Raw genomic sequence first — 26726 nt, forward strand, 5'->3', positions numbered from 1 at the left:
CGCCCGGAACGCACAACATCGGCAAATGTGCCGCGACTGTCGAGTCTCGACCAACCGGGCCGGACTCGCGCCAGAACGAGCCTCGGACCATGCAACCGGCGGATATGGTTGCGGAATTTTCAGGAAAAATGCGCTATATCGGTCGTCATGGGTACGGGGCTTTTCGGGAGTTTCAATGCACGACGAGCATGATCCGGTGCGCGACCGACGCGCGCTGCTGAAGAACGGACTGGTCCTCGCAGGCGCCTTCGCGCTGCCGGGTGCGGTGTCCGCGACTCCCCGGTTCGGCCAGGCGCTGACGTCGCGCGATCTGCGCCCGATGAGCCAGCCACCGCTGCCGAGCGTCCCCGCCGCGCCGATCACCTCGTCGCGCGTCGTCCGCCCCGAACTGCTCCGCCAGGCGCTTGCCGCGCTCGGTCGCCACGGCAGCCGGGTCGAGCGTCACGACCGCATCGCGATCGCCGATTTCGCCGCGCCCTCGTCGCAGCCGCGCTTCCACCTCGTCGATCTCGCCAGCGGCCGCAGCTCGTCGCTGCTGGTCTCGCACGGCAGCGGCTCGGACCCCGATCACAGCGGCTTCCTGCGCCGTTTCTCGAACGATTTCGGCTCCAACGCCTCGTCGCAGGGCGCGTTCGTCACCGACGATTATTATGTCGGCAAGCATGGCCGGTCGCAGCGTCTGATCGGGCTCGATCCGACCAACGACAACGCGCTCGGCCGCGCGATCGTGGTCCATTCGGCCTGGTACGCGAACAAGGACATGATCGCGTCGCACGGCATGCTCGGCCGCAGCCAGGGCTGTTTCGCGGTCGGCGAGCGTGACCTCGATCAGGTCTTCGCGCGGCTCGGACCCGGCCGGATGATCTTCGCCGCCAAGGTCTGAACGCCGATCCGCCTCGCGCCGCCGACCAGGCCCGACCACATCAGCGCCTCGACCCCGGCATAGCCGAGCCCGAGATGCTCGGGCCGCACCGCGATCACATCGGCGACCGTGATCGTCCCGGCACGCAAGGCAGTGCGACCGACCTGCGCCCAGCGTAGCGCGGTCTCCCATTTGATCAGCCGGCGATCCTGCGCATCGCAGTCGTGGTTCGCCAGATAGTCGGCTTGCAACGCCGCCAGCGCCTCGCCCAGCATCGCCAGCGCCGCGCGATCGGGCACCGGCCGCTTCGCCATCAGATGCTCCGCGACCAGCCCCGCAACAGCCTCGGCGCGATCGCCGAACACCGGCGCATAGGCCCCCGCCAGCACCCGCCGCGTATTCGCCTCCATCGTGTCGGTGAAGCGCTTCGATATCCCACCGGGATGGCTGCGATACACCATCAACGGGGTGTCGAGCCGCGCGATCCGGCCCAGCGGCTGGATCCGGTGATACAGGTCGAAATCCTCGGCATAGAGGATGTCGGGCCGCGTGAACGGATCGAGTCTACGCGCGGCGTCGGCGCGGATCATCACCGACGACCACACCAGCGGGTTCTCGATCCGGCTCAACCACGCGACCAGATGCGGCGTGGTGACCGGCGCATAGCGCGACGCGCTGACGACGCCGTCCTCCAGTATATTCGCCGCGGTGCCGAGCAGGACGATATCGGGGTGCGCATCCAGATACGCGACTTGGCGGGCGAACCGTTCCGGATGGCACAGATCGTCATGATCCAGCGCGGCGATATAGCGCCCGCGGGCCTCGGCGAACGCCCGGTTGCGCGCCCGAACCGGGCCGCCATTCTGCTCCAGCGCGATCAGCCGCACCCGCGGATCAGGCCAGCCCGCGATCACCTCGCGCGTCGAATCGGTCGACCGATCGTCGACCACGATCACCTCGAAATCGCCGAACGTCTGCGCGTCGAGCGTCGCCAGCGTCTCGGGCAGCAGCGCGGCACCGTTATAGGCCGCCATGATGACGCTGATGGTGGGGGCGGTCACGCCGCGGCTCGTGCCTCGTCCGCCAGCACCTGGTCAACGATCATCTGCCCGACATCGTTCTGCCACAGCCACAAGCCGTTGGCCTGCCCCGAAAAACTCGATTCGCCGCCAAGCGCGCCCCAGGGTACGAAGCCCGCCGCGAGCCCGATGCCGAACAGTCCGGGGATCGGTTGGTCCGCCGAATCGACGATCCGGCAATGCCTGTCGACCATCGGCCGTCCGTCATGCGCCGCCAGCGCGATCGTGCCGCTGTCGTCGACGATCGGCATCGCCCGCGGACGATAGCCGAGTGCGGCGACCACCAGGTCGGCGTCGCGGATGATCGCCTGCGCCGCCGCGTCGTCGTCTTCGGCGATCCGGTGCAGCGCGACCCGCGGATCGGGCGCGCGGCCATCGATCCCCAGCATCCGCACGACCAGGTCGCGGGCCTCGAGCCGGAACCCCGCCAGCCGGTACACGAACCCTGATACCGGGCAGATATCCTCGGGTCCGAAATCGGCGAACCCCTCGGCCAGCGCGGCCTCGGCGGACGGATAGAACGGCCGCAGCGGCCGCCGGTGCAGCAGCGTGATCGCGCCCGCGCCCAGCGGCAGGGCAGGGCGGCCCTTCAGCAACAGCGCGATCGTCGTCAGCGCGCTGGTCGATCCCCCCACCACCGCGATCCGCGGCGCGCGCCTGCTCGACAGGATATCGGCGACGCGCTCGAACCCGCCCAGCGTCAGCACCTCGTCCGATTGCACCAGCCGCCCGTCCGCCAGATCGGCCAGCGACGCTCCCCCGACCCGTTGCAACGCGAGCCGGTCGATCGGCTGGTGCCCCCCGGTCGCGATCACGACATTGTGCGCCAGCTGCTCGAAGACATGCCCGTCGGACAGCCTTCGCAGCGTCACGCTCCACAGCGCGCCGACCCGCCGCGCCTCGATCGCCTCGTGTCCGGTCAGCACGCTGCCGCCATTGGCACGAACGATATCGGCCAGCCGGTCGCCGGTCGCGCGCAGCAACGGTCCGACCTCGGTCAGCGGCACGCCCAGCGCACCCGCATGCGCCGCCACCGCCCGCCCGGCCGGATGATCGACCAGTTGCGCAAGCTCGGGATGCGCGTTGTCGCGAACCGCGGTCAGGAATGTCTGCGCGGTCGAATCCGACGTGATCGCATAGCGGCCGAGTTGCCCGCCGCCGATCGCGTCGCTGCGCTCGACCACCACCAGCCCCGACGCCGCCAGCGCCGGCAATTGTCCCCGCTTGGTCGCCGCGGTCAGCATCGCGGTCCCCGCCGGCCCGCCACCGATGACGACGATCGACGCGATCCGCGGCGCCGCGCTCGCCGTCGGTGCGATCCGGTCGGCCTCGCGACACGCCCGCTGCAGCGTCTCGGCCGCGCGCACCGCGTCCTCGACCGTCATCGCATCGGTCAGCGGCAGCGACAGCATCCGCGCACTCAACGCATCCGCCACCGGCGTCGGCTCGATCGTCGCGGTCGCCTGGAACCACGGCTGCTCGCCCAAGTGCGGGCTGAAATAGCGTCCGGTCGCGACCCCGTCCTCCGCGACCCGCGCCGAGATCGCATCGCGCGCCGAAGCCAGATGTGCGGGCAACAGCACCGGCATGAACTGCGATGCCCGCCGCATCCCCGACACCCGCTGCAGCTGCAGCCCCGTCAGCGCGTCCCGGTACGCCGCCTCCAGCGCCGCACGATGATCCGCAACGCGCTCGATCTCGGCAAGCTTGGCCTGCGCCATCACGGCCAGGATCTCGGGCAGCTTGGCGTTAATCCCCGGCAGCGTCGCGCTGCGGCTGCCGTCGAGGCCGAAATTCGCCATCACCCGCAACGTCGCGATCAGCGCCGGATCACCGCTATGGATCAACCCGCCCTCGGCCACCGCAAAGGTCTTGGTCGCGTGCATCGAATGGACGATCGCGAACGGCGCGCGTGCGCCGAACCCTTCGCCCGTCGCGTCGCGCGTCCCCAGCGACGAGGCTGCGTCGACCACCACGCCGACCCCGAAGCGCCGCCGGTATTCCTGGTAGCGGTCGAGATCGATCGCGTTGCCGAACGTCGCATACGGCACCACCACGCCGATCCGGTCGCCATACGCCGCCAGCGCACGCTCCTCCGCGGCGGCACAGGCGCTCCAGTCGTTGGCATCGACGTCGCAGATCAACGGCGTCAGCCCCGCCCACGCCGCGGCATGCGCGGTCGCCGCAAAGGTCAGCGCGGGCATCAGCGCCAGCGTGCCTGGCTTCGGGTTCATCCCCGCCGCGGCCCGGATCGCGATCATCAGCCCCAGCGTCGCACTGCCGACCGCCAGGCTCGCTCCATGCCCGCCGAACAGATCGCGCGTCGCATCCGCCTCGAACCGCTGGACCTCCGGTCCGTTGTTGCTGAACACCCCCGACGCCTCGAGCCGACGCAGCGCAGCCAGATGCTCGCTCAATCGCGGCGGGTTGGGGGCTATCAGGGGAAGACGGTTCATGGAGCGATCCAGATCTTGTTCGCGTCGATCTAAGTCAATCCACCCTAAAAACCCGTTACGGTTGCGATCAAACCGAAAAAGGCCCGCCCTCCGGGAGAGGACGAGCCCTTTTTGTAAGTAATAGGCTGTCGGCAATACGCCGGCGACACTCAGGCCTTGCGCGTACCCGACATCGGGAAGCTGCCGAACGCGCCTGCGCCGACGGTCCCGGTCAGCACGTCGCCCTCGGCACTCGCCTTGCAGTCGAGCGTCATCGGCATCGGCACGGTCATGCTCTGCTTCCAGGTGATGGTCTCGCCGTCGACCTCGCCCTCGACGTCCATCGACCCCATCGCGCCCGAATTGGACCCGGTGAACGTCGCGCCGTCGGTCTTGACCGTCAGGACGGTCTTCTGGTCACCCAGCGGCGACTTGACCACGCAATCCCAGCTACCATCGATGTTTGCCATCATATCTCTCCTGAATTGATTGGCGCCGCTACCGACCCCGTGAAAATCACCTCGACCGACCGGCTTTGGCTGTCAAGCCGCGGCCTGATCCTTCGCCGGGTCCTCGTCCAGTTCGCCCGGTCGCGCCCAGATCAGGTCGCGCTTGGCGAGCACCCGCCCGTCCTGCGCCTGCACCGACACCGGCAGCAGCGGCCGCCGGTCGCGCGCATCTATCAGGATCGGGTGCGCCTGCACGCCCGTCTCCCACCGCTCGCCCCATTGCCGCAACGCGATCATCGTCGGCAGCAGCGCATCGCCCTTTTCGGTCAGGCGATAGGCGATCTTGCGGCGGTCCTCGGGGATCGAGTGCCGGGCCAGGATGCCGTGCTCGACCAGCCGCGCCAGGCGGTTGGCGAGGATGTTGCGCGCGATCCCCAGCTGGCTCTGAAATTCCTCGAAATGGCGAAGTCCGTAGAACGACCCGCGCAGGATCAGGAACGACCAGCGCTCGCCCATCGCCGCCAGCGCCGCGGGCAGGCTGCACTCCATCGACGGTTCCCACAATTTTTCCATTGTCGCATCCTCTTACGCCGAACCTATCGCACATTCCTGCGAGCCGATAACGGATTATACGTTTCCAGTTGCAACTTAGAATGAACAAGGTCAGTATCAATTTGAAACTTGATGAGGAGCCGACCATGATTCGCGTCTTTCGTATGACTTTGGCGACGTTCGGCCTCGCACTGGCGACCGCCGCCACCGCGCAGAGCGGCTATTATGTCGCCGTCCCCGTCGCCCAGCCGACCGCCCCCAGCTACGTCACGCATCTCACCACCTGGCGGCTCGACGGCACTAGCTATGTCGCAGCGCGCTCCGCCGACCGGCACCAGCTGCTTTGCCGCCAGCTCGCCGCACAGGTCGGCCAGCTCGGCAGCTTCACGGTCCGCGGCGAGGCCTATGACGCGAGCGCTCTCGCCCAGTGCAACGCCCATGCCGCCGCGCCTGCGACAACCGCATCGACAACCGCATCGCGCTGAATCCCAACAAACTATTGCAATCTGGCGGCACGCGGCCCCATCAGGGTCGCGTGCTGCGCCAGTATGAACTTGTCGATCGCGTCCTAGATTACGATCCCGATGCCGACGAGGCTTTGCTCAATCGCGCCTATGTCTTTTCGATGCAGGCGCACGGCTCGCAGAAGCGCGCGAGCGGCGATCCCTATTTCAGCCATCCGATCGAAGTCGCGGGCATCCTCACCGATCTCCACCTCGATGCAGAGACGATCGCGACCGCGATCCTCCACGACACCATCGAGGATACCGTCGCCACCCCGGAGGAAATCGAGCGGCTGTTCGGACCGTCGGTCGCGCGGCTGGTCGACGGCGTCACCAAGCTCAGCAAGATCGAGGCGCAGACCGAGAACGAGCGCGCCGCCGAGAACCTGCGCAAATTCCTTCTCGCGATGTCCGACGACATCCGCGTGCTGCTGGTCAAGCTTGCCGACCGGCTGCACAACATGCGGACGCTGCACCACATCGCCAAGCCCGAGAAGCGCCGTCGCATCGCCAAGGAGACGATGGACATCTACGCGCCGCTCGCCGAGCGGATCGGCATGTACGAGTTCATGCGCGAGATGCAGACGCTGGCGTTCGAACAGCTCGAGCCCGAAGCCGCGGAATCGATCGGCCGCCGCCTCGAACAGCTGAAGAGCGGCGATGGCGACCGCATCGACAAGATCGCGACGGGGCTGAAGCTCGCGCTGTCGCGCGCCGGTGTCGAGGCGGAGATTTCGGGGCGCGAGAAGCATCCCTATTCGATCTTCCGCAAGATGTCCGAACGGCACATCAGCTTCGAACAGCTGTCCGACGTGATGGCGTTCCGCGCGATCGTCCCGACCGAGGAGGATTGCTACCGCGCGCTCGGCATCATCCACCGCCGCTGGCCGATGGTGCCGGGGCGGTTCAAGGATTACATCTCGACGCCGAAGCGCAACGGCTATCGCTCGCTGCACACCTCGGTGATCCATGCCGAGAACATGCGGATCGAGATCCAGATCCGCACCGAGGCGATGCACGCGCAGGCCGAATACGGCCTCGCCGCGCATTGGGCCTACAAGCAGCAGATCTCCGGTGGCGACCATCAGGTCAGCTGGATCCGCGACCTGGTCGAGATCCTCGACACCGCGGAGAGCCCCGAGGAGCTGCTTGAGCACACCCGCATGGCGATGTACGCCGATCGCATCTTCGCCTTTACGCCAAAGGGCGAGCTGATCCAGCTGCCCAAGGGCGCGACGCCGATCGACTTCGCCTATGCGGTCCACACCGATCTCGGCGACCAGGCGGTCGGCGCGAAGGTCAACGGTCGCGTCGTGCCGCTGTCGACCGTAATCGAGAATGGCGACCAGGTGCAGATCCTGCGCTCGAAGGGCCAGACCCCGCAGGCGCAGTGGCTCAACGTCGCGACCACCGGCAAGGCGCTCGCCGCGATCCGCCGCCATCTCCGCCACACCGAACGCGTCGAGCAGGAGACGCTGGGCCGCAAGCTCTACGACGACATCCTCACGCGTCTGCCTGCGCCGATCGGTGGCGAGGCGCTGCCGCAGGCGTTGAAACGCCTCAAACTGTCCGACGAATCGGCACTGATGGTCGCGATCGCGCGGCGGACGCTGTCGGACAACGCGGTGATGGAAGCGTTGATGCCCGGCTCGGCCGGCACCGAAGAGGTTCACGCGCTGGCGCCGCAATCGAGCGCGATCTCGATCCGCGGGCTGACCCCCGGCGTCGCCTACGACCTCGCGACCTGCTGCCACCCGGTGCCCGGCGACCGCATCGTCGGCCTGCGCCGTCCGGATGCCGGGATCGAGGTTCACGCGATCGACTGCCGCGTGCTGACCGACCTCGCTGAGCGCTCGGAGAACGAGACCGACTGGGTCGATGTCGCCTGGGGCGACAAGACCGAAGGCGCGGTCGCGCGGATCTCGGTGATGGTGAAGAACGAGCCGGGTTCGCTGGGCGTGGTCTCGACGATCATCGGCGGCCACAAGGCCAACATCATCAACCTGCGCCTCGACACCCGCGACACCAATTTCCACACCAACGAGATCGACGTCGAGGTCCACGACATCCAGCAACTGATGCGCCTGATGGCCGCCCTCCGCGCAGCAGACGCGGTGCATTCGGTAGACCGGATCTAGCGCTCGCTCCCCCTCCGTCATCCTGACGAAAGTCAGGACCCAGAGCCCCAAACGCCAGCTCTAGTTACCCTGGGTCCAGGGTCGAGCCCGGGATGACGGTTACCTACTCCACCGTGCCCAGATCGCCGTCGGCAGCACCAGCCCCCGCGCTTCCTCGCGCACACCCAGTTCGCCCGCCTCGACGGTCCCCGGCAAATCCGCAAACAGCTGGCGCAGCATCTCCCCGATCGCCAGCGCCGACATCCGAACCGCATACACCGTCAGAAACAGGAACCGCGATTCGGCGTCCAACAGCTGCCGGCAATTGGCGATCAGCTTGGGCAGATCCTCCTCGAGCCGCCACACCTCGCCCTCCGGCCCACGCCCGTATTTCGGCGGGTCGAGCAGGATGCCGTCATACCGCCGCCCGCGCCGCACCTCGCGCCCGACGAACTTCGCTGCATCGTCGACGATCCAGCGCACCGGCGCATCCGTCATCCCCGACAGCTTGGCGTTCGCCTTGGCCGCCTCGACCGACTTCTTCGACGCATCGACATGCACCATCTTCGCGCCGCTCGCCGCCATCGCCAGCGTCCCCACGCCGGTATAGCCGAACAGGTTCATGCAGTCGGGCGCCGCCATCCCGGCGGTGCGCTCGCGCATCCAGCTCCACACCGGCGCCATGTCGGGGAAGAAGCCGAGATGCCGGAACGGCGTCGTCAGCGCGGTGAACGCCACCTCGTTCCAGTGCAGCGGCCAGCCTTCGCGCGGCACCGGCTCGCGGAACTCCCAGCGCCCGCCGCCATCCTCGTCCGACCCGGGCACGAACTCGCCGTGCGCCTGCCAGTCGTCGGCGGCAGGGGCCCACATCGCCTGCGGTTCGGGGCGGATGAAGCGGAACCGGCCATAGCGCTCCAGCTTCTTGCCATGCCCCGAATCGACCAGGCCGTAATCCGCCCAGGGTTCGCCGATCAGCGTGTCGAGCTTCATGCCCTCAACTCGCCGGCGTCGCGCGGTCGGCGATATACGCGGTCACCGCCTCGAACGTCGCGGGCAGGGTGGCCAGCCGCTCCTCGCGCTCGAACAGGTCGCCCAGCCGCGACGGCAGCGGCGGCCGCAGCCCGATCGCACGCTCCACCGCGTCCCCGAACTTCGCCGGATGCGCGGTCGCCAGCGTCACCATCGGCACGTCGCCGTCGAACCGGCGCGCCGCGGCCAGCCCGATCGCGGTATGCGGATCGATCACCTGGCCCGCTCGCTCGTACGCCCAGCGCATCGCCAGCGCCATGTCGTCGAAATCGACCCGGTCGCTCGCGAACAGTGCGGCGGCACCCTGCGACTGCGCATTGCTCAACCGCATCGCGCCCGATGCCTCGAACCCCGTCATCTGCGCCGCCTGCGCCGCGCCGTCGCGACCGCCCAGATCGAACAGCAGTCGCTCGAAGTTGGAGCTGACCTGGATGTCCATCGACGGCGTCGGGGTGTGCGTCACGCCGGTCTGCGAATAATCGCCGTTCGACAGCGCGCGGTGGAGGATGTCGTTGACGTTGGTCGCGACCACCAGCTTGGCGACCGGCAGCCCCATCTTCGCCGCGACATAGCCTGCGAACACATCGCCGAAATTGCCGGTCGGGACCGAGAACGCGACCGCGCGATCGGGCGCGCCCAGGCGGACCGCGGCGTAGAAGAAATACACCACCTGCGCCATCAACCGCGCCCAGTTGATCGAGTTGACTGCGGACAAGGTGAACCGCGTCGAGAAATCGCGGTCGTTGAACATCGCCTTCACCAGCGCCTGGGCATGGTCGAAACTGCCCTCGATCGCGATGTTGTGGATGTTCGGGCTCAGTACCGTCGTCATCTGCCGGCGCTGCACCTCGGAGATGCGCCCCGCCGGATGCAGCATGAACACGTCGATCCCGGCGCGTCCCGCCAGCGCGTCGATCGCCGCGGACCCGGTATCGCCGCTGGTCGCACCGACGATCGTGACATGCTTGGTGCTGCCGGTCAGGAAGCGTTCGAACAGCAACCCCAGCAGCTGCAGCGCGACGTCCTTGAAGGCCAGCGTCGGGCCGTGGAACAGCTCCAGCAGCCACTGGTCGTGGTCGAGCTGCACCAGCGGCGTCACCGCGGCATGCGCGAACCGCCCATACGCCTGCTCGCACAGCGTGCGCAGCTCGTCGCGGGTCATCGCATCGCCGACGAACGGCATCATCACTGCGACCGCGGTATCGACATAGGAGAGTCCAGCAAGACCCGCGATCTCGTCGCGCGACAGTGTCGGCCAGGTCTCGGGCAAATACAGCCCGCCATCGGAGGCGAGGCCGGCGAGCGTTACCGCTTCGAAACCGAGGACGGGCGCGTTCCCGCGGGTACTGACATAGCGCATGGTGTTGCGGTTAGCGGCGCGGCGCCCGCCGCACAACCGCGAGGACATAGATCACGGTCGCGATCCCCGCGAACAGGAACCATTGCACGCCGTACGCCAGGTGGTTGTTCGGAACCGAGGCGATGTCGGGTCGACCGTTCGGGGTAAGGCCCGGGGGCGGGGTAGTGGCGATCAGCATCATCGCCTGCGGGTGGCGATCGAACAGCGATCCGATCAGCGACCGGCCATCGGGCGCATGGCTGACGAACCCGCTGACCGCGCCGCCGGTCCACGCAACCTTGGCGTTGGGGTCGCGTGTGGTGCCGAGCTGGACGATCATCCCGGGCCCTTCGGCACCGGTGCGGCACTGCGCGATCGCGCGGTAGCCCGATGCACCGGCGCCCGCGAGTTTGATGCTCGTCGGCTGCAGGCAGAACCCGCTCGCGCGGCGGAACAGTAGCGTATCGTCGGGAAACCGCGGGAACGCGATCGGCGGCCGCGCCGGGTTGGCGGCCAGCTGCGCCAGGAACGCCTCCTTCTTCGGCAGCCGGTCGACCAGCTGCCACACCCCGAGCGCGATCATCGCCGCCACCGCGAGCGCGACCAGGATCGTCGGTACGACGGGCACGCGCTTCACGGCTGGATCCGTCCTTCGCGCGCGGCGTTGCGGAATTCGGCGGCGATCAGCGCGCCCTTGGCAGCCCGCAACGACAGCACGACGCCGCCCGCGGTCACCGGAATCCAGATCAGCATGTGCAGCCACAACGGCGGATGCAGCGTCAGCTCCAGCGTGATCGCCATCGCCACGACGATCGCACCGAGGATCAGCGTGAGGAACGCCGCCGGCCCGTCGCCGACGTTGAAGCCGTTGAAATCGAGCGCGCAGTTCGAACACCGGTCGGCGAACCGCGCATACCCGGCGAACAGCGTCTTCTTGCCGCACCGCGGGCAGAGGCCCTTCAGCGCGACGTCGACGATCGACGGCGCGTTCGCAAGCGGGTCGGGGGTATCGGGGGTGTCAGTCATGTCGCGACTTTCTCCCCTCCCTGAAAGGGAGGGGTTGGGGGTGGGTCCTGAGGCTCGCGACGGTTGCGCCAAGGATCCACCCACCCCCGGCCCCTCCCTTTCAGGAGGGGAGCATATGTACCTAGCCCGCGTGGATGGGCGCGCCCCAGCCGCCCCAGACATAGACGGTCACGAACAGGAACAGCCACACCACGTCGACGAAGTGCCAGTACCACGCCGCCGCCTCGAACCCGAAATGCTGGCGCGGGGTGAAGTCGCCCTTGTACGCGCGCACCAGGCAGACGATCAGGAAGATCGTCCCGATCAGCACGTGGAAGCCGTGGAAGCCGGTCGCCATGAAGAACGAAGCGCCGTAGTTGATCCCCTTGAACGGGAACGGCGCGTGGACATACTCGTACGCCTGGATCGAGCTGAACAGCAGCCCCAGGATCACGGTCAGCCACAGCCCCTTGAGCACGCCGTCGCGGTTGCCGACGCCGATCAGGCCCCACAGCCCGGTCTTCTCGCCGCCGCGCTGGTCGTGGATCAGCGCATGGTGCGCCCACGTCACCGTGGTGCCGCTGGTCAGCAGGATCAGCGTGTTGAGCAGCGGGAATTCGAACGGATCGATGACTTCCAGCCCCTTGGGGGGCCACTGCGCGACGACCGCGGCACCGCCCTCGACGGCGCGGGTCACGGTGCCGTCGGCGAACGTCATCGCGGTCGGGAACAGCGAGAAGTCGAAGAACGCCCAGAACCAGCCGACGAAGAACATCACTTCGGACGCGATGAACAGGATCATGCCATAGCGGAAATGGAGCTGCACGACGGGCGTATGATCGCCGTGATGCGCCTCGCGCACGACATCGGCCCACCAGCTGTACATCGTGAACAGCACACCCGCGAGGCCCGCCAGGAACAGCCAGCCACCATGCGCGGCCTCGTGCATCCACATGATCCCGCCCGATGCCATCGCCAGTGCCGACATCGATCCGACCAGCGGCCAGATGCTGGGGGGGAGAATATGATAGTCGTGGTTCTTCGCGCCGGCCATCGTGTGTCCCTGTTCCTCTATCCCTGTGGTCGTTCTAGCTTGCGACCTTCGATGAATCCACCGGGTAAAACGTATAGCTCAGCGTGATCGTCTGGATGTCGGCGGCGTCGGGATCGGTGAGGATCGCGGGGTCGACATAGAAGATCACCGGCATCCGCGCGGTCTCGCCGGGTTTCAGCGTCTGTTGCGTGAAGCAGAAACACTGGATCTTGCGGAAATACTTGCCGGCCTGTGCCGGCTGTACGTTGAAGGTCGCGGTGCCGGTTACGGGCGCGGACGAGGTGTTGGTCGCCAGGAAGAACGCCATGTCGCGGGCGCCGATCGCGACGGTATCGGACCGGTTCTCGGGCACGAACTTCCACGGCATGCCGGGCTTCACATTGGTGTCGAAGTCGACCCGGACCTGGCGATCGACCGCCCCCGGCGCTTCGAGCCCGCGCCCGGTGGTGCCGTTCAGCCCGGTCGCCTGGCAGAACAGCCGGTACAGCGGCACGCTGGCCCAGGCGAGCCCGGTCATGAAGCACACGAAGAGGACGGCGAACAACGCGGTCCGGTTGGTCCGCGAGATGCTCATCCGTGCGGCATCCCCGCCTGGATCTTGGCGATCGAGATCGCGAAGACGAGGATCACGAACGCGCCGAGCAGCAACGCCATCACCCGTGCCCGGCCACGCTGGCGGCGGCGGATAACTTCCTCGGTGATTGGCGGCAAGCCGCGCGGTTCGTCGGGGGTCATGCGAACCACCGGTCGATCACGAGCGCACCGAACGTCGCGAACAGATACAGGATCGAATATTTGAACAAGGCCTTCTCCGGCTTCATCGCGTCATCGACATGGGTTGTGCGGCTGGCCACGCGCACCGCGAGCAGCGCGAACCATCCGGTCAGCAGGATGGCTGCGATACCATAGATCGGCCCCGTCAGCCCCAGCGGCCAGGGCAGGATCGCCACCGCCGCCATCGGGATCGTGTAGAGCCCGATCTGCGTCCGCGTCACCCGCTCGCCCGCGACCACTGGCAGCATCGGCACGCCGGCATTGGCGTAATCGGTCTTCACGAACAGCGCGAGCGCCCAGAAATGCGGCGGCGTCCACAGGAACACCAGCAGGAACAGCAGCACTGGCAGCAGCGCGATGTCGCCGGTCGCCGCGGCCCAGCCGATCAGCGGCGGGAATGCGCCGGCAGCGCCACCGATGACGATGTTCTGCGGCGTCCGGCGCTTCAGCCACACGGTGTAGATGAAGACGTAGAACAGGATCGACACCGCGAGGATCGCCGCGGCGACCATGTTCACCGCGAACCCCATGAACAGCACAGAGAATGCGCTGAGCCCCACGCCGAAATGCAACGCCGACTGGCGATCCATCCGGCCACCGGGCAGGGGGCGTTTCTGCGTCCGCCGCATGATCGCGTCGATATCCGCCTCGTACCACTGATTGAGCGCCCCCGCGGCACCTGCGCCCAGCGCGATGCACAGGATCGCCGCGAAGCCGATCACCGGATGGATCGGGACCGGCGCCGCCAGCATCCCGCACAACCCGGTAAAGACGACCAGCGTCATCACCCGCGGCTTGGTCAAAGCCAGAAAATCGCGCCATTCGGCCGGCGGCAGCAGGGGGACGGCAGGGGTCATGATCGGGGAGCTATACGCTGCGTAAGGGTCTGGGGGAAGGCGCGGTTTCGCCGGTCGCTCCGCCCGTCATGCCGGACCTGTTCCGGCATCCATGGCGCCGCGAACCCCGCACGCTTTGGTTCGCGACACGCCGCATCTGACCCGGGTCCGGCTGAGCGCCAGTCCCCACCCACTCCGTCATGCCGGGCTCGTCCCGGCATCCAGAGTTCCGGGGGTACCGCCCGTTACCCTGGATCCCGGGACGAGCCCGGGATGACGAAGCGCGAAACGAAAAACGCCCCGGGTCTCCCCGGGGCGTCTCGTTCTCGGCTGGCCCGACATGGGAGTAGATCCCATGTCGTCGGACGGGGCGTTGCCCGCCGGCCGGGCGGGGGCCTGAGGGCCCTTGTCCGCCTCAGTCGATCTTCGGCAGGGTCTCGAACTGGTGATACGGCGGCGGCGAGGACAGCGTCCATTCCAGCGTCGTCGCACCCTCGCCCCAGGGGCTGTCGCCAGCCGGCTTGCCCGCAGCCAGGCTCCAGATCAGGTTGACGAAGAACACCACCATCGATGCCGCCATGATCTCATAGCCATGCGTCGCGACGCCGTTCCACATCGCGTACGCGTCGGGGTAGTCCGGGTAGCGCCGCGGCATGCCCTGCAGCCCCAGGAAGTGCATCGGGAAGAACATCACGTTCACGCCGATGAAGAAGATCCAGAAGTGCAGCTGCCCGAGGAACTCGTTGTACATCTTGCCCGACATCTTCGGGAACCAGTAATAGAACCCGGCGAACAGCGAGAACACCGCACCCAGCGACAGCACGTAGTGGAAATGCGCCACCACGTAATAGGTGTCCTGCATGTAGTCGTCGATGCCGCCATTGGCGAGCACCACGCCGGTCACGCCGCCGACCGTGAACATGAAGATGAAGCCGATCGCCCAGACCATCGGGGTCTTGAAGGTCAGCGAACCGCCCCACATCGTCGCGATCCACGAGAAGATCTTGATGCCGGTCGGCACCGCGATGATCATCGTCGCGGCGGTGAAGTACATCTTGGTGTTCACGCTCAGCCCGGTGGTGAACATGTGGTGCGCCCACACCACGAACCCGACGACGCCGATCGCGACCATCGCGTAGGCCATGCCGAGATAGCCGAACACCGGCTTGCGGCTGAAGGTCGAGATGATCTGGCTGACGATGCCGAAGCCCGGCAGGATCATGATGTAGACTTCGGGATGGCCGAAGAACCAGAACAGATGCTGGTAAAGGACGGGGTCGCCGCCGCCTGCGGGGTCGAAGAAGGTCGTGCCGAAATTGCGATCAGTCAGCAGCATCGTGATCGCGGCCGCGAGCACCGGCAGCGCCAGCAGCAGCAGGAACGCGGTGACGAGCATCGACCACACGAACAGCGGCATCTTGTGCAGCGTCATGCCCGGCGCGCGCATGTTGAAGATCGTGGTGATGAAGTTGATCGCCCCCAGGATCGACGACGCGCCGGCCAGATGGAGCGCGAGGATCGCCATGTCGGTCGACGGTCCGGGCTCGCCGTACGTCGACAGCGGCGCGTACAGCGTCCAGCCGTTACCCGCACCACCGAAGAACGGCGAGGCGAGCAGCAGCGTGAAGGCCGGCACCAGCAGCCAGAACGACACGTTGTTCATCCGCGGGAACGCCATGTCGGGCGATCCGATCATCAGCGGCACGAACCAGTTGCCGAACCCGCCGACCATCGCCGGCATCACCATGAAGAACACCATGATCAGGCCGTGCGCGGTGATCAGCACGTTCCACAGATGGAGCGACTGGTCGAGGCTCTGCGGCCCGCCGTGGAGCAGCGATGCCCAGGTGCCGAGATACTGGATGCCCGGCTGCGCGAGCTCGGCACGCATCAGGCCGGAAATGCCGCCCCCGATGATCCCCGCGACGATCGCGAAGATCAGGTACAGCGTGCCGATGTCCTTGTGGTTGGTCGACATGAACCAGCGCGCGAAGAACGCGGGCTTGTGATCGGCGTCGTGATGCCCGTGCGCGTCATGCGCTACGAACGCGTTGGGGTGGAGCGCGGTGTCGGTCATATCACTGTCCAGCGTTGCCGGCACCGGCCGGGTTGGAGGTCGCACCCTGCGTGGTGGCGGGGGCAGCAACGGTCGCATTCTCGACCGGCCCTGTGGTGTTCGAAGCGGCAGCCGCCTCGCCGGCCTTGGCCGCGGAGCCATCGGCGCCGGGCTGCGGGATGACCTTGTCGGAAGCCTTGCCCGGGGTCGGCATCGTCCCGCCCTTGGCCTTGACCCAGGCGGCGAACTGCGCCGGCGGGACGGCTTCGACCGCGATAGGCATGAACGCGTGGCGCGCCCCGCACAATTCGCTGCACTGGCCGAAATAGACGCCGGGCTTGTCGATCGTGAAGCTGGTCTCGTTCAGGCGACCGGGGATCGCGTCCAGCTTGATCCAGAACGCCGGGACCGCCCAGCTGTGGATCACGTCGTTCGCGGTCGTGATCAGCCGGATCGGCACGCCCACCGGCAGCACGATGCGGTTGTCCGCGGCAAGCAGGCGGGGACCGTCGGCGTCGGTGCGCGCGCGCTCACCGGGGGCGACCTGGTCCTTTTCCTTCAGCATGTTGGCGGTGATCTCGAAGCCGCCATTGTCCGGATACTGATAGGTCCAGTACCATTGGTTGCCGATCGCCTTCAGCGTCACGGCACCTGACGGCGCCGGCTTGAACTGCGCCTGCAACAACCCGATCGACGGCACCGCGATCAGCACCAGGATGACGACCGGGGCCAGCGTCCAGATGATCTCGATGAAGGTGTTGTGGCTGGTCTTCGACGGCACCGGGTTGGCGCTGCGGCGAAACCGGAAGATCACCCAGAACAGCAGCGCGAGCACCAGCACGCAGACCGCGGTGATCGTCGGCATCAGGATCGAATCGTGCATCCAGTGCGCAAACACGCCGTTCTTGGTGACCTGGGTCTGCAACCCGAACACGCCGTTGGTCGGCTGGCCGATATGCGGCAGGACGGACATCGCCGGTGCGCCGTCCAGCGCCAGCTCGGGGCTGGCGGGCTTGGCGGTGGCGGGCGCGGCTGCCGTGGTCGGGGCGGTATTGGAGACGCCGGCCGGCGCTGCGGCGGCCTGGGGCGCTGGGTTGGGTGCGGTGGTGGCCGCCTGTCCGACGCCGCCAAGGCTCGCCAATGCGAGCCCCGCTGCCATCGCAATGCCTCTGATCCCCATTTTGCGCATCGTTATCCTAGACCCCTGTTGCGATGGCTGAAAACCCAATTGCGATGGGTCTGCGGGCACGCACCTGCCCCTTTTGCCAAAGGCCTATACGCGGCGGCGGCATCGGCCTCAAGCGCCGTTGCAGACGAATTTTGCCGAAGCCCCGTGGCTTGCGTTGCGCGGCCGGCGGGCGGCTCGTATCAGCGGGGACGTTGCGCGCAGGAGCTTCCATGACCGAAACCATGACCCAGACGATGATGGACGAAGACGCGGTCCTGGCCGAATTCCGCGCCGCGGATGCGCTGCTGGAGGGGCATTTCATCCTGTCGTCGGGGCTGCGATCGTCGCGCTACCTGCAATGCGCTCGCGTCCTGATGGACCCCGCGCGCGGCGCCCGGCTGGCGCAGGCGCTGGTCGAGCGCATCCCGGCGGACCTCCGCGCCCGGATCGCCGCGGTGGTGTCGCCGGCGATGGGCGGGGTGATCGCGGGGCACGAGATGGCGCGTGCGCTCGGCGTCGAGGCGATGTTCCTCGAACGTCCCGACGGCGTGTTCGAACTGCGTCGCGGCTTCCGGCTCGAACCCGGCCAGCAGGTGCTGATGATGGAGGATGTCGTCACCACGGGGCTCAGCTCGCGCGAGGCGATCGCCGCGATCGGCCGCGCCGGCGGCGTCACGGTCGCCGCCGGCGCGCTGGTCGATCGCTCGAACGGTGCCGCCGATCTGGGCGTGCCGTTCTTCCCGCTGATCCGCCTCGACGTGCCGACCTATCCCGCGGACATGTTGCCGGCTGAACTGAAGGCGATCCCCGCGATCAAGCCGGGGAGCCGGGCGGCATGACCAGTTCGCTCCGGCTCGGGGTCAACATCGACCACGTCGCGACCGTCCGCAACGCGCGCGGCGCGGGCTATCCCGACCCGGTCCGCGCCGCGCTGGTTGCCGCAGCAGCGGGCGCCGACGGCATCACCGCGCATCTCCGCGAGGATCGCCGCCACATCACCGACGACGATATCGCGCGGCTGTCGGACCAGCTGACGATCCCGCTCAACCTCGAAATGGCCGCGACAGATGAGATGCTCGCGATCGCGCTCCGCCATCGCCCGCACGCGGCGTGCATCGTCCCCGAAAAGCGGGAGGAACTCACCACCGAGGGCGGGCTCGACGCCGCCGGCCAGTATGACCGGCTCGCGCCGCTGGTCGCCGCGCTCCGTGATGCGGGGATCCGCGTGTCGCTGTTCATCGAACCCGACGCACGCCAGATCGACGCCGCGATCCGACTCGGCGCGCCGGTCGTCGAACTCCACACCGGACGCTACGCCGAACTCGACGGCGACGCGCAGACCGCCGAACTCCGCCGCCTCACCGACGCCGCCGCGCTGGCGGCAAAGAACGACATCGAAGTCCACGCCGGCCACGGCCTGACCTACGCCAACGTCGCACCGATCGCCGCGATCCCCCAGGTCCGCGAACTCAACATCGGCCATTTCCTGGTCGGCGAAGCCCTCTTCGTCGGCCTCGGCGACGCGGTCCGCCAAATGCGCGACGCGATGGACGCGGCGCGGTGACCCGCCAAACCCGTCACCCCAGCGCAGGCTGGGGTCTCCCGGCAACGGCCCGCACGCTTGCCGCGCGAGACCCCAGCCTTCGCTGGGGTGACGGGGGGGCTACGTTGACGGCCTGTCGGGGCAGCCATGATCCTCGGTCTCGGCTCGGACCTCTGCAACATCGACCGTATCCAGGCGTCGCTCGACCGCTTCGGCGCCCGTTTCGAAACCCGCGTCTTCACCGCCGTCGAACAGGCGAAAGCCGCCCGCCGCCCCTTCACCAAGGCCGGCACGCTGGCCAAGCGATTCGCCGCCAAGGAAGCCTTTTCGAAAGCGGTCGGCACCGGGTTTCGCGACGGCGTGTTCATGAAGGATATCGGCGTCGTCAACGCCCGCAGTGGCGCACCGACGCTCGTGCTGACCGGCGGGGCCAAGGCGAGGCTTGACGCGTTGGTGCCGCAAGGCCACGGCGCCCGCGTACATTTGACCATGACCGACGATCATCCCTGGGCGCAGGCCTTTGTGATCATCGAAGCGATACCCCTCGACCCGGATGCGAATCGATGAAGGAAGCGGTGTTGGACGGCAGCGAAACGCCCGGAACGACGGACTTGCAGCCGCCACCGGTGGAAACGCCGGTAGAGACGAGACGCCGCGGCACCGACTGGTGGGGCGAGGTCAAGGGTATCTTCTGGCTTATCCTGGTCGTGCTCGGCTTCCACAGCTTCATCGCCAAGCCGTTCTACATTCCGTCCGAATCGATGCTGCCGGGCCTGCGCATCGGCGACCGCCTGGTGGTGACGAAGTTCGCCTATGGCTGGTCGTTCGTCTCGCCGACGATCCCCAACCCGGTCGCGATCTTCAGGGGCGTGGTGCTGCACCAGCCCGAGGACAGCTGGAGCGTCGCGGTGCCGTTCATGAAGGGGCGTCTGTTCGGATCGCTGCCGACCCGCGGCGACGTCGTCATCGTCACCCCGCCGGGCACGCACAACGACTATATCAAGCGCGTCATCGGCCTGCCGGGCGACCGCCTCGAAGTCCGCGGCGGCGTCGTCATCCTCAACGGGGTGCCGGTGAAGCGCGGCCCGATCCACGACACCCTGATCCCGGTCGACACCAACAGCCCGTGCGCCGAGATCGACTATCCCGGCGCGCGCGAGACGCTCGCCGACGGCCGGATGATGTGCCGCCTGCCGACGATCACCGAGACGCTGCCGAACGGTCGCCATTACGAGACGATCGAGCTCGGCTACAGCCAGGGCGACGATTACGGCCCGGTGACGATCCCCGCCAACCACGTCTTCCTGATGGGCGACAACCGCGATCGCAGCGCCGACAGCCGGTTCGAACTGTCGCAGCTCGGGCTTGGCGGTCCGGTGCCCTACGAAAACCTCGGCGGTCGCGCGGAATTCATCACCTTCAGCCTCGACGGCGATGCGAACTTCAACCCGCTGACCTGGTGGGGATCGCTCCGGTCGAACCGCGCCGGCACCTCGCTCCACCCCGCGACGGCCAACTAGGATGGCTGACGACAAAGCCGGCACCGAACTCAGCCCGGTCGAGATGCGCGATCCGTTCCTGCGCAAGGAACTGAAGCGCGCGATCATCTGGCTCGGGCTCGCCTGCACGATCGCGTTGTCGATCGTGCTCGTCCAGCCGTTGCTGATCATCTTCGCCGGCATCGTCTTCGCCGCGCTGCTCGATGGCGGCGTGCGGTTGCTCGGGCGGGTCCTGCCGATCGGGCGCGGCTGGCGGTTGCTGATCGTGGTGCTGCTGACCTTCGCGTTCCTGGTCGGCACGTTCGTCCTGACCGGCGTGCAGGTCACCGAACAGGTCACGCAGCTGCGCTCGACGCTCGAATCGCAGGCCAATCATTTCACCAGTTATCTGTCCTCGAAGGGGCTGATGCCGGGTGCATCGGACGTCAACGGCATCGTCAAGCAGGCGCTCGGCTCGGTAGGGCGGGTGACGTCGTGGGTCGGCACCGCGATCGGTGCGATCACCAGCATGTTCATGATCCTCATCCTCGGGCTGTTCATCGCGATGGATCCGGGCACCTATGCGCGCGGACTGGCGTGGATGGTGCCGACCGATCTGCGTCCCGAATTCGCCCGGACGCTCGACAAGATGGGCGTCACGCTGCGGAAACTGCTCGCCGGGCGCCTGCTCGGGATGGCGGTCGAGGGTGTCGCGAGCGGCATCGCGCTGGCGGTCGGCGGCGTGCCGATGGCGATGCTGCTCGGCATCATCGCGGGCATCCTGGCGTTCATCCCCAATGTCGGCGCGATCGTCACCGGCGTGCTGATGGTCGCGGTCGGGTTCAGCGCGGGCGTCGACACCGGCTATTGGGCGATCGGCACGTATCTCGTGGTGCAGACGATCGACGGCTACGTGATCGTGCCGATGGTCGCCAAGCGCACCGTCGACCTGCCGCCCGCACTCACGCTCGGGGCGCAGATCATGGCGAGCGCGCTGTTCGGCATCCTCGGCCTGGCCCTCGCCGACCCGATGACCGCGATGATCAAGACCGCGCTCGAGCGGCGTTCCGAGCGTGAAGAAGAGAAGGCGGACGCCGCAGGCGAGGCGGCGGCATAACCCCCCTTCCGTCATCCCCGCGGAGGCGGGGACCCATATTGGCTAACCTTGAAGGATATGGGTCCCCGCCTCCGCGGGGATGACGGGGGGCTAGCGACTGACCAACTGGTCGAACAGCGCAAGGTAGCGATCCACCGAATCCCCCCCCGGCTGCGCGACGGGAGCTGGCCGGTCCGTGGTCAACCAATGGCGCAGCGCCGATATCAGCCCGGCGCGGTCATCAAGCCCAACGATTGTCCCGAACGCCGGGTCGCACACAATCTCCGCCACCGCCCGGCTCGACTCGGTCGCGACCACTGGCGTGCCCACCGACAACGCCTCCCGCAGCACACCCGGCACCCCCTCATAGTCGGAGGTCAGCGCTAGCACCGCCGCACCCGCCATCGCCGGCAGCGGATCGGCGGCATGCCCGGCCAGATGCACGCGACCGGCCAAACCCAACCGGGCGATCTGCGCGGTTAGCGCACCTCGTTCGGTCCCCTCGCCGAGAATGACGAGATCGACGTCGTCGGGCAGCACCGCCATCGCGGCAATCAACCGGTCCCACCGCTTCTGCGGTTCCAACCGCCCGACGCCGAGGACATAGCGCGCCGGCATCCCCGGCAGCACGCCCGCGCTGTCCGTCGCAGCGACCGGCGGATTGGGAATGACGCTGACCCGCCCTGCCATGTGCAACGCCTCCGCCGCCTCCGCCGCCGTCGCCGGAGTCATCGCCACCAGATGGTCGAGAAACCCGCCGTGCGTCCCCAGCCAGCCGGCATGCACCACCCGCATCGCCGCGCCGTGATCGGCACGGACTACAGCGTTCGACATCTTTGCGACGATCGGCGGGCACTCCCGCCCCAGCCGCAACCGCAGCCACGCCGCCAGCCCGGTGTAGAAATTGCCCGGGCAGAATATGATGTCGGGCGCGGCCGCGCGTACCAGTCCGGACAGCGTCCGCCACGTCATCCCGGTAACGATCTCGACCCCCGCCGGCAGTTCGTGCGCCAGCGGCCCCGCATCGGACCCCAGCAACAGCGTCACGCGGCGCCCCGCGGCGATCCACCCGCGCACCAGCCGCAGCTGCGCACGCTCGACCCCGCCGCCGCGCAGGTCGCGGGCATAGGTCAGGATATGGCGTGCGGACGAAGGCATGGCCGCTGGCTAGAGCGGGAATCGCGACCGAATGAAACCATGTTCACGGGCTTGCCACGAAACTCGGCTCTAAGCGTTCTGCAGGCGTGGTGGCTTGCGTATCCGAGGACGATCGATTGGCGACTCGCATGTCGGACACACGGATGGCACCGGCGGTTGGCGGTCCGGCGGACATCGCCGGGCTCGAACCGCTGAAGACGGTGCGGCTGCGCTGGCCCGCGATCATTGGCGGGGTGCTGACGCTCGCGATGATCGCCGGGCTGCTGCGCGAACTGCTGGGGCAGGGGCTGGCGGGACTCGGCCGTTCGCTGCCGCATGACCCACGGTTCTACCTCTGCTTCGCCGCGCTCTACATGTCGCTGCCGACCGCCGATTATCTCATCTTCCGCCGGCTCTGGGGCATCCCGCTCGGCGGGCTGGTCGCGCTGGTCAAGAAGCGGATCGCGAACGAGGTCGTGATCGGCTATTCGGGCGAAGCCTATTTCTACGCCTGGGCACGGAGCCATGCGAAGATGGTGGCGGCACCGTTCGGTGCGGTGAAGGACGTCAGCATCCTGTCGGCGATCGCCGGCAATGCGATCACGCTGGCGATGATCGCGGTCGCGCTGCCGCTCGGGCGCAGCCTGCTCAACCCCGAACAGTTCCGCATCGTGCTCGGCTCCGCGGCGATCACGCTGGCGATGTCGCTGCCGTTCCTGATCTTCTCGACGCGGATATTCTCGCTACCGGAGCGCGCTTTGTGGTGGGTGTTCGGGGTCCACTGCGTGCGATTGCTGACGGGGTCGGTGCTGATCGCGCTCGCCTGGCATTACGCGCTGCCGGGAGTCTCTGTGGGGATGTGGCTGTTCCTCGCCGCGGGGCGCCTGCTGGTGTCGCGGCTGCCGCTGGTCCCCAACAAGGACCTGTTGTTCGCCAATTTCGCGATCCTGCTGATCGGGCAGGACCGCACGCTGTCCGAACTGATCGCGTTCACCGCCGCGCTGACGCTGCTCGTCCACGTCGTGCTGCTCGCGCTGTTCAGCCTCCATGCGCTCGCCACCCGGAAGCCCGCATGAAGTCGCTGCTTCTGGCGCTGCTAATCTCGTCGTCCCCGGCCGCGGCACAGGTTCTCGGTCCCGATGCCGCCGCCTGCCGCGCCAGCGAAGGCCCCGCGATCCAGGTCGATGCGACCGGCCTCAAGGACCGTACCGGCGACTTGAAGCTCGAACTCTACCCCGCCGACGAAGCCGATTTCCTCAAGCCCGACAAGGACCTGGTCGCCGCCGGCAAGACCTTCCGCCGGATCAGCGTGCCGACGCCCGCCGCCGGCGCGATCGCGCTGTGCATGCGCGTCGCCCGCCCCGGCCGCTACGCGCTGCTGCTGGTCCACAACCGCGACGGCAAGAACAAGTTCAGCTTCTGGAGCGACGGCGCCGGCTTCCCCAGCAATGTGAAACTCGGCCGTTCGCGTCCGAAGGTCGAACAGGCGCTGATCGATGTCGGCACCGGGATCACCGTCACGCACATCCGCCTGCAATATCTCCGCGGCCTCAGCGGCTTCGGCCCGGTCGATCCGGGCTGAGTCGGCGATGCGGATCGTCGACGTCAACGAATTCTATTCGCCCGCCGGGGGCGGCGTGCGCACCTATGTCGACCGCAAGATGGGCATCCTCGCCGATCTCGGCCACGAACTGATCGTCGTCGCGCCGGGCCGCGAGGACCGCATCGAGGAGCGCCCGGGCGGCGGCCGGGTGATCTATCTCAAATCCCCGCCGATGCCGTTCGACAGCAACTACGGGCTGTTCTGGGACGAACGCGTCATCCACGACCTGCTCGACGATCTCGACCCCGATGTCGTCGAAAGCTGCTCGCCGTGGCGACCGGCCTGGTTCGTCGGCGACTGGCCCGGCGGTTGGGACCGCAGGGCGGTGAAGGTGTTCTTCATGCACAACGACAACATCGCCGCCTATGCGCAGCGCTGGTTCTCGGGCGTCGCCAGCCACGACCGCATCGAACAGGGCTTCGCCTGGTACAGCCGTTACATGCGCAAGTTCCTGGTCAAGTACGACGCCGTCGTCACCAACGGCCCGGCGCTGGAAAAACGGCTGCGCGCACGGGGCTTGCGGATCGATGCCGCGATGCCGCTCGGGATCGATCGCGGGCATTTCTCGCCGACCCTGCGCGATCCCCGCCTGCGCCGCTCGCTGCTCGCGCAATGCGGCCTGCCCGAGGATGCGATGCTGCTGCTCGGGCTCGGCCGCCATCACGGCGAGAAGCGCTGGCCGCTGGTGGTCGACGCCGCGACCCGCGCGGGGACGACGCTGCCGATCGGGCTGATCCTGATCGGCACCGGCGCGCAGAGCCGCGCGATCGAGCGGCGGATCGGCGGATCGCCGCACATCCGCATGTTCGCGCCGGTCTATGACCGCGAACGCCTCGCGCGGATCATGGCCAGTTGCGACGCGCTGATCCACGGCTCCGAAGCCGAACCGTTCGGGCTGGTCGCGTCCGAGGCGATGGCGTCGGGCCTGCCGCTGATCGTCCCCGACACCGGCGGCTGTGCCGAAGTCGCCGATCCGCTGACCAGCGAACTCTACGCGGCGCGCGACGCCGGCGCCGCGGCGGACGCGATCGCTCGGCTCCACGCCCGCGATGCGGTGATGCTGCGCCGCGCCGCCCGCGTCGCCGCGGGTCGCGTCCGCAGCGACCGCGAACACGCCGTCGAGCTCATGGACTATTACGCCGGACTGGTGGTGGCGAAGCGGGCGTCGCGTACAGGCTGAACCGTCCCGCGCCGCCGATCCGGCGACCCCGTACCATCGCGGCGTCGAGCGCCGGGTCGCCCGCGGTAGCCTCCGATTCGCCCCCGGTCAGGATCACGCCGCCGCCCTCGAACGCGGCACGATCACGCGACATCAGCCGCAGCCGGCGCTCGGCGGCGGCATCGAGCAGCGTATGGCTGCGGAAATAGAACGGCCCCGCGGCGAACCGCGGATCGGGCAGCCGCTCCGCCATCGGCAAAATCTCCGGCGACAGCGTCGCGATCGGCCCGGTGAGATGCTGCGCGTCGAGCACCCGTCCCAGCGCCGCACCATCGCGCAGGCCCTGCGCGAGCGACAATCGGCCCGGCTCGGCAATCGCAAAGATCGTCGGCAGGATCCCGATGCACGCAAACCCCGCGAAAATCACCGCCGACCGGCGACCAGCCGGCCAGGCGATCGCAAGCCGCACGAACAGCGGCGGCAGCACCGGCAGCAGATATTGCCGCCACGTCGGAAACGGCAGCAGCGCCGCGACCAACCCCGCGACGATCAGCCAGTCGAGCAACCCGAGCCGCCGCCTCGCCCACGCATCGCGCGCCACCACGACCAAAGCGGGCAGCGCGGCCCCCAACGCGAGGAACTTCAGCGTATCGACCGCCTTGCCCGCCCAGGACAGCTTCCAAGGCCGCGCGGCGTAAAATTCCGCCGGCGCCAAGGCGGGGAAATGCAGCGTCCCGAACAAAAAACCCTCGGGGCTCAGCGCAAACGTCCAGCCGACCAACGCCAGCACCGGCGCCGCCCCCAGCGCGACCAGCGCCGGCCGATGCCCGCGGTGCGTCAGCGCATAGAGCCCATACGCCGCAGCCGGCAGCGCATAGGAGATCTTCGCCGCAGCAGCCCCCGCCAGCAGAGCCCCGACCAGCACCGGCATACCGCCGCGCGCGTAGCCCCAGATCGCCGCCGCGAGCAACGCGACCGGCACCGCGTCGTTGCGTGCGGTCCCGATCCCGAACAGCAGGATATCGCAGCTCGCGAACAGCGCCGCGACACCCAGCGCAACCCGCGGCCGCACTCCGGATGCGCGCATCGCGGCATGCGCAAACCCGACCGCCACCATCCCCAGCAGCGCATTGGCGATCCGCAGCGCCGGCCACGTCCACGGCCCCGCGATCCATGCGATCGGCGCGAACAGGAACGGCTGCAACGGCGTCTGCAGATACGCGAAATCACGGTACGGCAGCAGCCCATGCGCGGTCAGTACGGTGGCTGCGACATACTGGCTCTCGTCGTGATCCACCGGACGCAGCAAGGCCAGCGCCACGAACAGAACGGCCAGCGTCACCCACACCAACGTGTTCCCCCGCGAAGGCGGGGGAACAGCCTGGGCCCCCGCCTTCGCGGAGGAACACGCTTGGGAAGCGCTACCCCTCACCGGCAGCCCCCGCGGGGAAG

At 67.9% G+C, this 26726-nt stretch carries 27 protein-coding genes; 11 read left to right on the forward strand and 16 right to left on the reverse strand.

From position 1 onward, the window contains the following. Positions 1-175: 175 nt before the first annotated feature. The gene (locus tag SJY20_RS02340) at positions 176-883 is read left to right on the forward strand and encodes a murein L,D-transpeptidase catalytic domain family protein (RefSeq protein WP_380785000.1); all 708 of its coding nucleotides are present in this window, start codon (positions 176-178) and stop codon (positions 881-883) included. Here the strand turns inward: SJY20_RS02340 and SJY20_RS02345 are convergent. The 4 genes from SJY20_RS02345 to SJY20_RS02360 all read right to left on the reverse strand — a co-directional run bounded on the left by SJY20_RS02345 (position 829) and on the right by SJY20_RS02360 (position 5398). Then, on the reverse strand, positions 829-1923 hold the full coding sequence (locus SJY20_RS02345; RefSeq protein WP_380785001.1) for a glycosyltransferase family 2 protein: 1095 nt from the start codon (positions 1921-1923) through the stop codon (positions 829-831). The genes SJY20_RS02340 and SJY20_RS02345 overlap by 55 nt on opposite strands. Next, positions 1920-4397 (reverse strand): DegT/DnrJ/EryC1/StrS family aminotransferase, encoded by a 2478-nt coding sequence (locus SJY20_RS02350; protein WP_380785002.1) that lies wholly within the window; start codon positions 4395-4397, stop codon positions 1920-1922. Before SJY20_RS02350 ends, SJY20_RS02345 begins: the two co-directional genes overlap by 4 nt. 149 nt (positions 4398-4546) lie before the next feature. Beyond that, positions 4547-4846, reverse strand: coding sequence for a hypothetical protein (locus SJY20_RS02355; RefSeq protein WP_380785003.1), 300 nt, complete (start codon positions 4844-4846; stop codon positions 4547-4549). A gap of 72 nt (positions 4847-4918) precedes the next feature. Then, complete coding sequence (locus tag SJY20_RS02360) at positions 4919-5398, reverse strand: winged helix-turn-helix transcriptional regulator (RefSeq protein ID WP_380785004.1); 480 nt, start codon at positions 5396-5398, stop codon at positions 4919-4921. A gap of 125 nt (positions 5399-5523) precedes the next feature. Here SJY20_RS02360 and SJY20_RS02365 point away from each other — a divergent pair, with 125 nt between their 5' ends. Next, positions 5524-5862 carry a hypothetical protein gene (locus SJY20_RS02365; RefSeq protein ID WP_380785005.1) on the forward strand — a complete coding sequence of 113 codons (339 nt, stop codon included), beginning with the start codon at positions 5524-5526 and terminating at the stop codon, positions 5860-5862. A gap of 50 nt (positions 5863-5912) precedes the next feature. Then, the gene (locus SJY20_RS02370; protein ID WP_380785006.1) at positions 5913-8018 is read left to right on the forward strand and encodes a RelA/SpoT family protein; all 2106 of its coding nucleotides are present in this window, start codon (positions 5913-5915) and stop codon (positions 8016-8018) included. A gap of 99 nt (positions 8019-8117) precedes the next feature. On the opposite strand, the gene SJY20_RS02375 is transcribed toward SJY20_RS02370, so the two are convergent. The 10 genes from SJY20_RS02375 to coxB all read right to left on the reverse strand — a co-directional run bounded on the left by SJY20_RS02375 (position 8118) and on the right by coxB (position 17249). Further along, positions 8118-8987, reverse strand: a complete 870-nt coding sequence (locus SJY20_RS02375; protein ID WP_380785007.1) for a class I SAM-dependent methyltransferase — start codon at positions 8985-8987, stop codon at positions 8118-8120. Between the two features lie 4 nt (positions 8988-8991). Next, positions 8992-10386, reverse strand: a complete 1395-nt coding sequence (gene thrC, locus SJY20_RS02380; protein WP_380785008.1) for a threonine synthase — start codon at positions 10384-10386, stop codon at positions 8992-8994. A 10-nt stretch (positions 10387-10396) separates the two neighbouring features. Beyond that, positions 10397-11002, reverse strand: a complete 606-nt coding sequence (locus tag SJY20_RS02385) for an SURF1 family cytochrome oxidase biogenesis protein (protein ID WP_380785009.1) — start codon at positions 11000-11002, stop codon at positions 10397-10399. Beyond that, a complete protein-coding gene (locus SJY20_RS02390) occupies positions 10999-11391 on the reverse strand; it encodes a DUF983 domain-containing protein (protein WP_380785010.1) in 393 nt (130 codons plus the stop codon). The genes SJY20_RS02385 and SJY20_RS02390 overlap by 4 nt, the downstream gene beginning before the upstream one ends. 121 nt (positions 11392-11512) lie before the next feature. Continuing rightward, a complete protein-coding gene (locus SJY20_RS02395) occupies positions 11513-12424 on the reverse strand; it encodes a cytochrome c oxidase subunit 3 (RefSeq protein ID WP_380785011.1) in 912 nt (303 codons plus the stop codon). Between the two features lie 34 nt (positions 12425-12458). Further along, positions 12459-12998: a cytochrome c oxidase assembly protein gene (locus SJY20_RS02400; RefSeq protein WP_380785012.1), complete on the reverse strand. Its 540-nt coding sequence runs from the start codon at positions 12996-12998 to the stop codon at positions 12459-12461. Continuing rightward, entirely contained in the window at positions 12995-13159 is a 165-nt protein-coding gene (locus SJY20_RS02405; RefSeq protein WP_380785013.1) for a hypothetical protein, read from the reverse strand. Before SJY20_RS02405 ends, SJY20_RS02400 begins: the two co-directional genes overlap by 4 nt. Then, complete coding sequence (locus SJY20_RS02410) at positions 13156-14055, reverse strand: heme o synthase (protein ID WP_380785014.1); 900 nt, start codon at positions 14053-14055, stop codon at positions 13156-13158. Before SJY20_RS02410 ends, SJY20_RS02405 begins: the two co-directional genes overlap by 4 nt. A gap of 394 nt (positions 14056-14449) precedes the next feature. Then, positions 14450-16111 carry a cytochrome c oxidase subunit I gene (gene ctaD / locus SJY20_RS02415; RefSeq protein ID WP_380785015.1) on the reverse strand — a complete coding sequence of 554 codons (1662 nt, stop codon included), beginning with the start codon at positions 16109-16111 and terminating at the stop codon, positions 14450-14452. 1 nt (position 16112) lies between these two features. Next, positions 16113-17249 carry a cytochrome c oxidase subunit II gene (gene coxB / locus SJY20_RS02420; protein ID WP_380785016.1) on the reverse strand — a complete coding sequence of 379 codons (1137 nt, stop codon included), beginning with the start codon at positions 17247-17249 and terminating at the stop codon, positions 16113-16115. A gap of 266 nt (positions 17250-17515) precedes the next feature. On the opposite strand from coxB, the gene pyrE reads away from it, so the two are divergent. From pyrE to SJY20_RS02445, 5 genes are all read left to right on the forward strand, one after another. Next, positions 17516-18097: an orotate phosphoribosyltransferase gene (pyrE, locus tag SJY20_RS02425; RefSeq protein ID WP_380788524.1), complete on the forward strand. Its 582-nt coding sequence runs from the start codon at positions 17516-17518 to the stop codon at positions 18095-18097. Further along, complete coding sequence (locus SJY20_RS02430) at positions 18094-18822, forward strand: pyridoxine 5'-phosphate synthase (RefSeq protein WP_380785017.1); 729 nt, start codon at positions 18094-18096, stop codon at positions 18820-18822. The genes pyrE and SJY20_RS02430 overlap by 4 nt, the downstream gene beginning before the upstream one ends. A gap of 126 nt (positions 18823-18948) precedes the next feature. Then, positions 18949-19368 (forward strand): holo-ACP synthase, encoded by a 420-nt coding sequence (gene acpS / locus SJY20_RS02435; protein WP_380785018.1) that lies wholly within the window; start codon positions 18949-18951, stop codon positions 19366-19368. Next, positions 19365-20321 (forward strand): signal peptidase I, encoded by a 957-nt coding sequence (lepB, locus tag SJY20_RS02440; protein WP_380785019.1) that lies wholly within the window; start codon positions 19365-19367, stop codon positions 20319-20321. The genes acpS and lepB overlap by 4 nt, the downstream gene beginning before the upstream one ends. 1 nt (position 20322) lies before the next feature. After that, positions 20323-21396, forward strand: coding sequence for an AI-2E family transporter (locus tag SJY20_RS02445; RefSeq protein ID WP_380785020.1), 1074 nt, complete (start codon positions 20323-20325; stop codon positions 21394-21396). Between the two features lie 90 nt (positions 21397-21486). On the opposite strand, the gene SJY20_RS02450 is transcribed toward SJY20_RS02445, so the two are convergent. Beyond that, on the reverse strand, positions 21487-22533 hold the full coding sequence (locus SJY20_RS02450) for a glycosyltransferase (protein WP_380785021.1): 1047 nt from the start codon (positions 22531-22533) through the stop codon (positions 21487-21489). A gap of 128 nt (positions 22534-22661) precedes the next feature. On the opposite strand from SJY20_RS02450, the gene SJY20_RS02455 reads away from it, so the two are divergent. The 3 genes from SJY20_RS02455 to SJY20_RS02465 are packed head-to-tail and all read left to right on the forward strand — an operon-like array spanning position 22662 to position 25295. Continuing rightward, positions 22662-23588 (forward strand): hypothetical protein, encoded by a 927-nt coding sequence (locus SJY20_RS02455; protein WP_380785022.1) that lies wholly within the window; start codon positions 22662-22664, stop codon positions 23586-23588. Beyond that, a complete protein-coding gene (locus SJY20_RS02460) occupies positions 23585-24094 on the forward strand; it encodes a DUF2141 domain-containing protein (protein ID WP_380785023.1) in 510 nt (169 codons plus the stop codon). The genes SJY20_RS02455 and SJY20_RS02460 overlap by 4 nt, the downstream gene beginning before the upstream one ends. Before the next feature lie 7 nt (positions 24095-24101). Next, on the forward strand, positions 24102-25295 hold the full coding sequence (locus SJY20_RS02465; RefSeq protein ID WP_380785024.1) for a glycosyltransferase: 1194 nt from the start codon (positions 24102-24104) through the stop codon (positions 25293-25295). Here the strand turns inward: SJY20_RS02465 and SJY20_RS02470 are convergent. Continuing rightward, a complete protein-coding gene (locus SJY20_RS02470; protein WP_380785025.1) occupies positions 25240-26616 on the reverse strand; it encodes a DUF2029 domain-containing protein in 1377 nt (458 codons plus the stop codon). The two genes, SJY20_RS02465 and SJY20_RS02470, sit on opposite strands and share 56 nt — an antisense overlap. Between the last annotated feature and the right edge of the window lie 110 nt (positions 26617-26726).

It is taken from the genome of Sphingomonas sp. R86521 (assembly GCF_042466235.1).
GTDB lineage: Bacteria > Pseudomonadota > Alphaproteobacteria > Sphingomonadales > Sphingomonadaceae > Sphingomonas.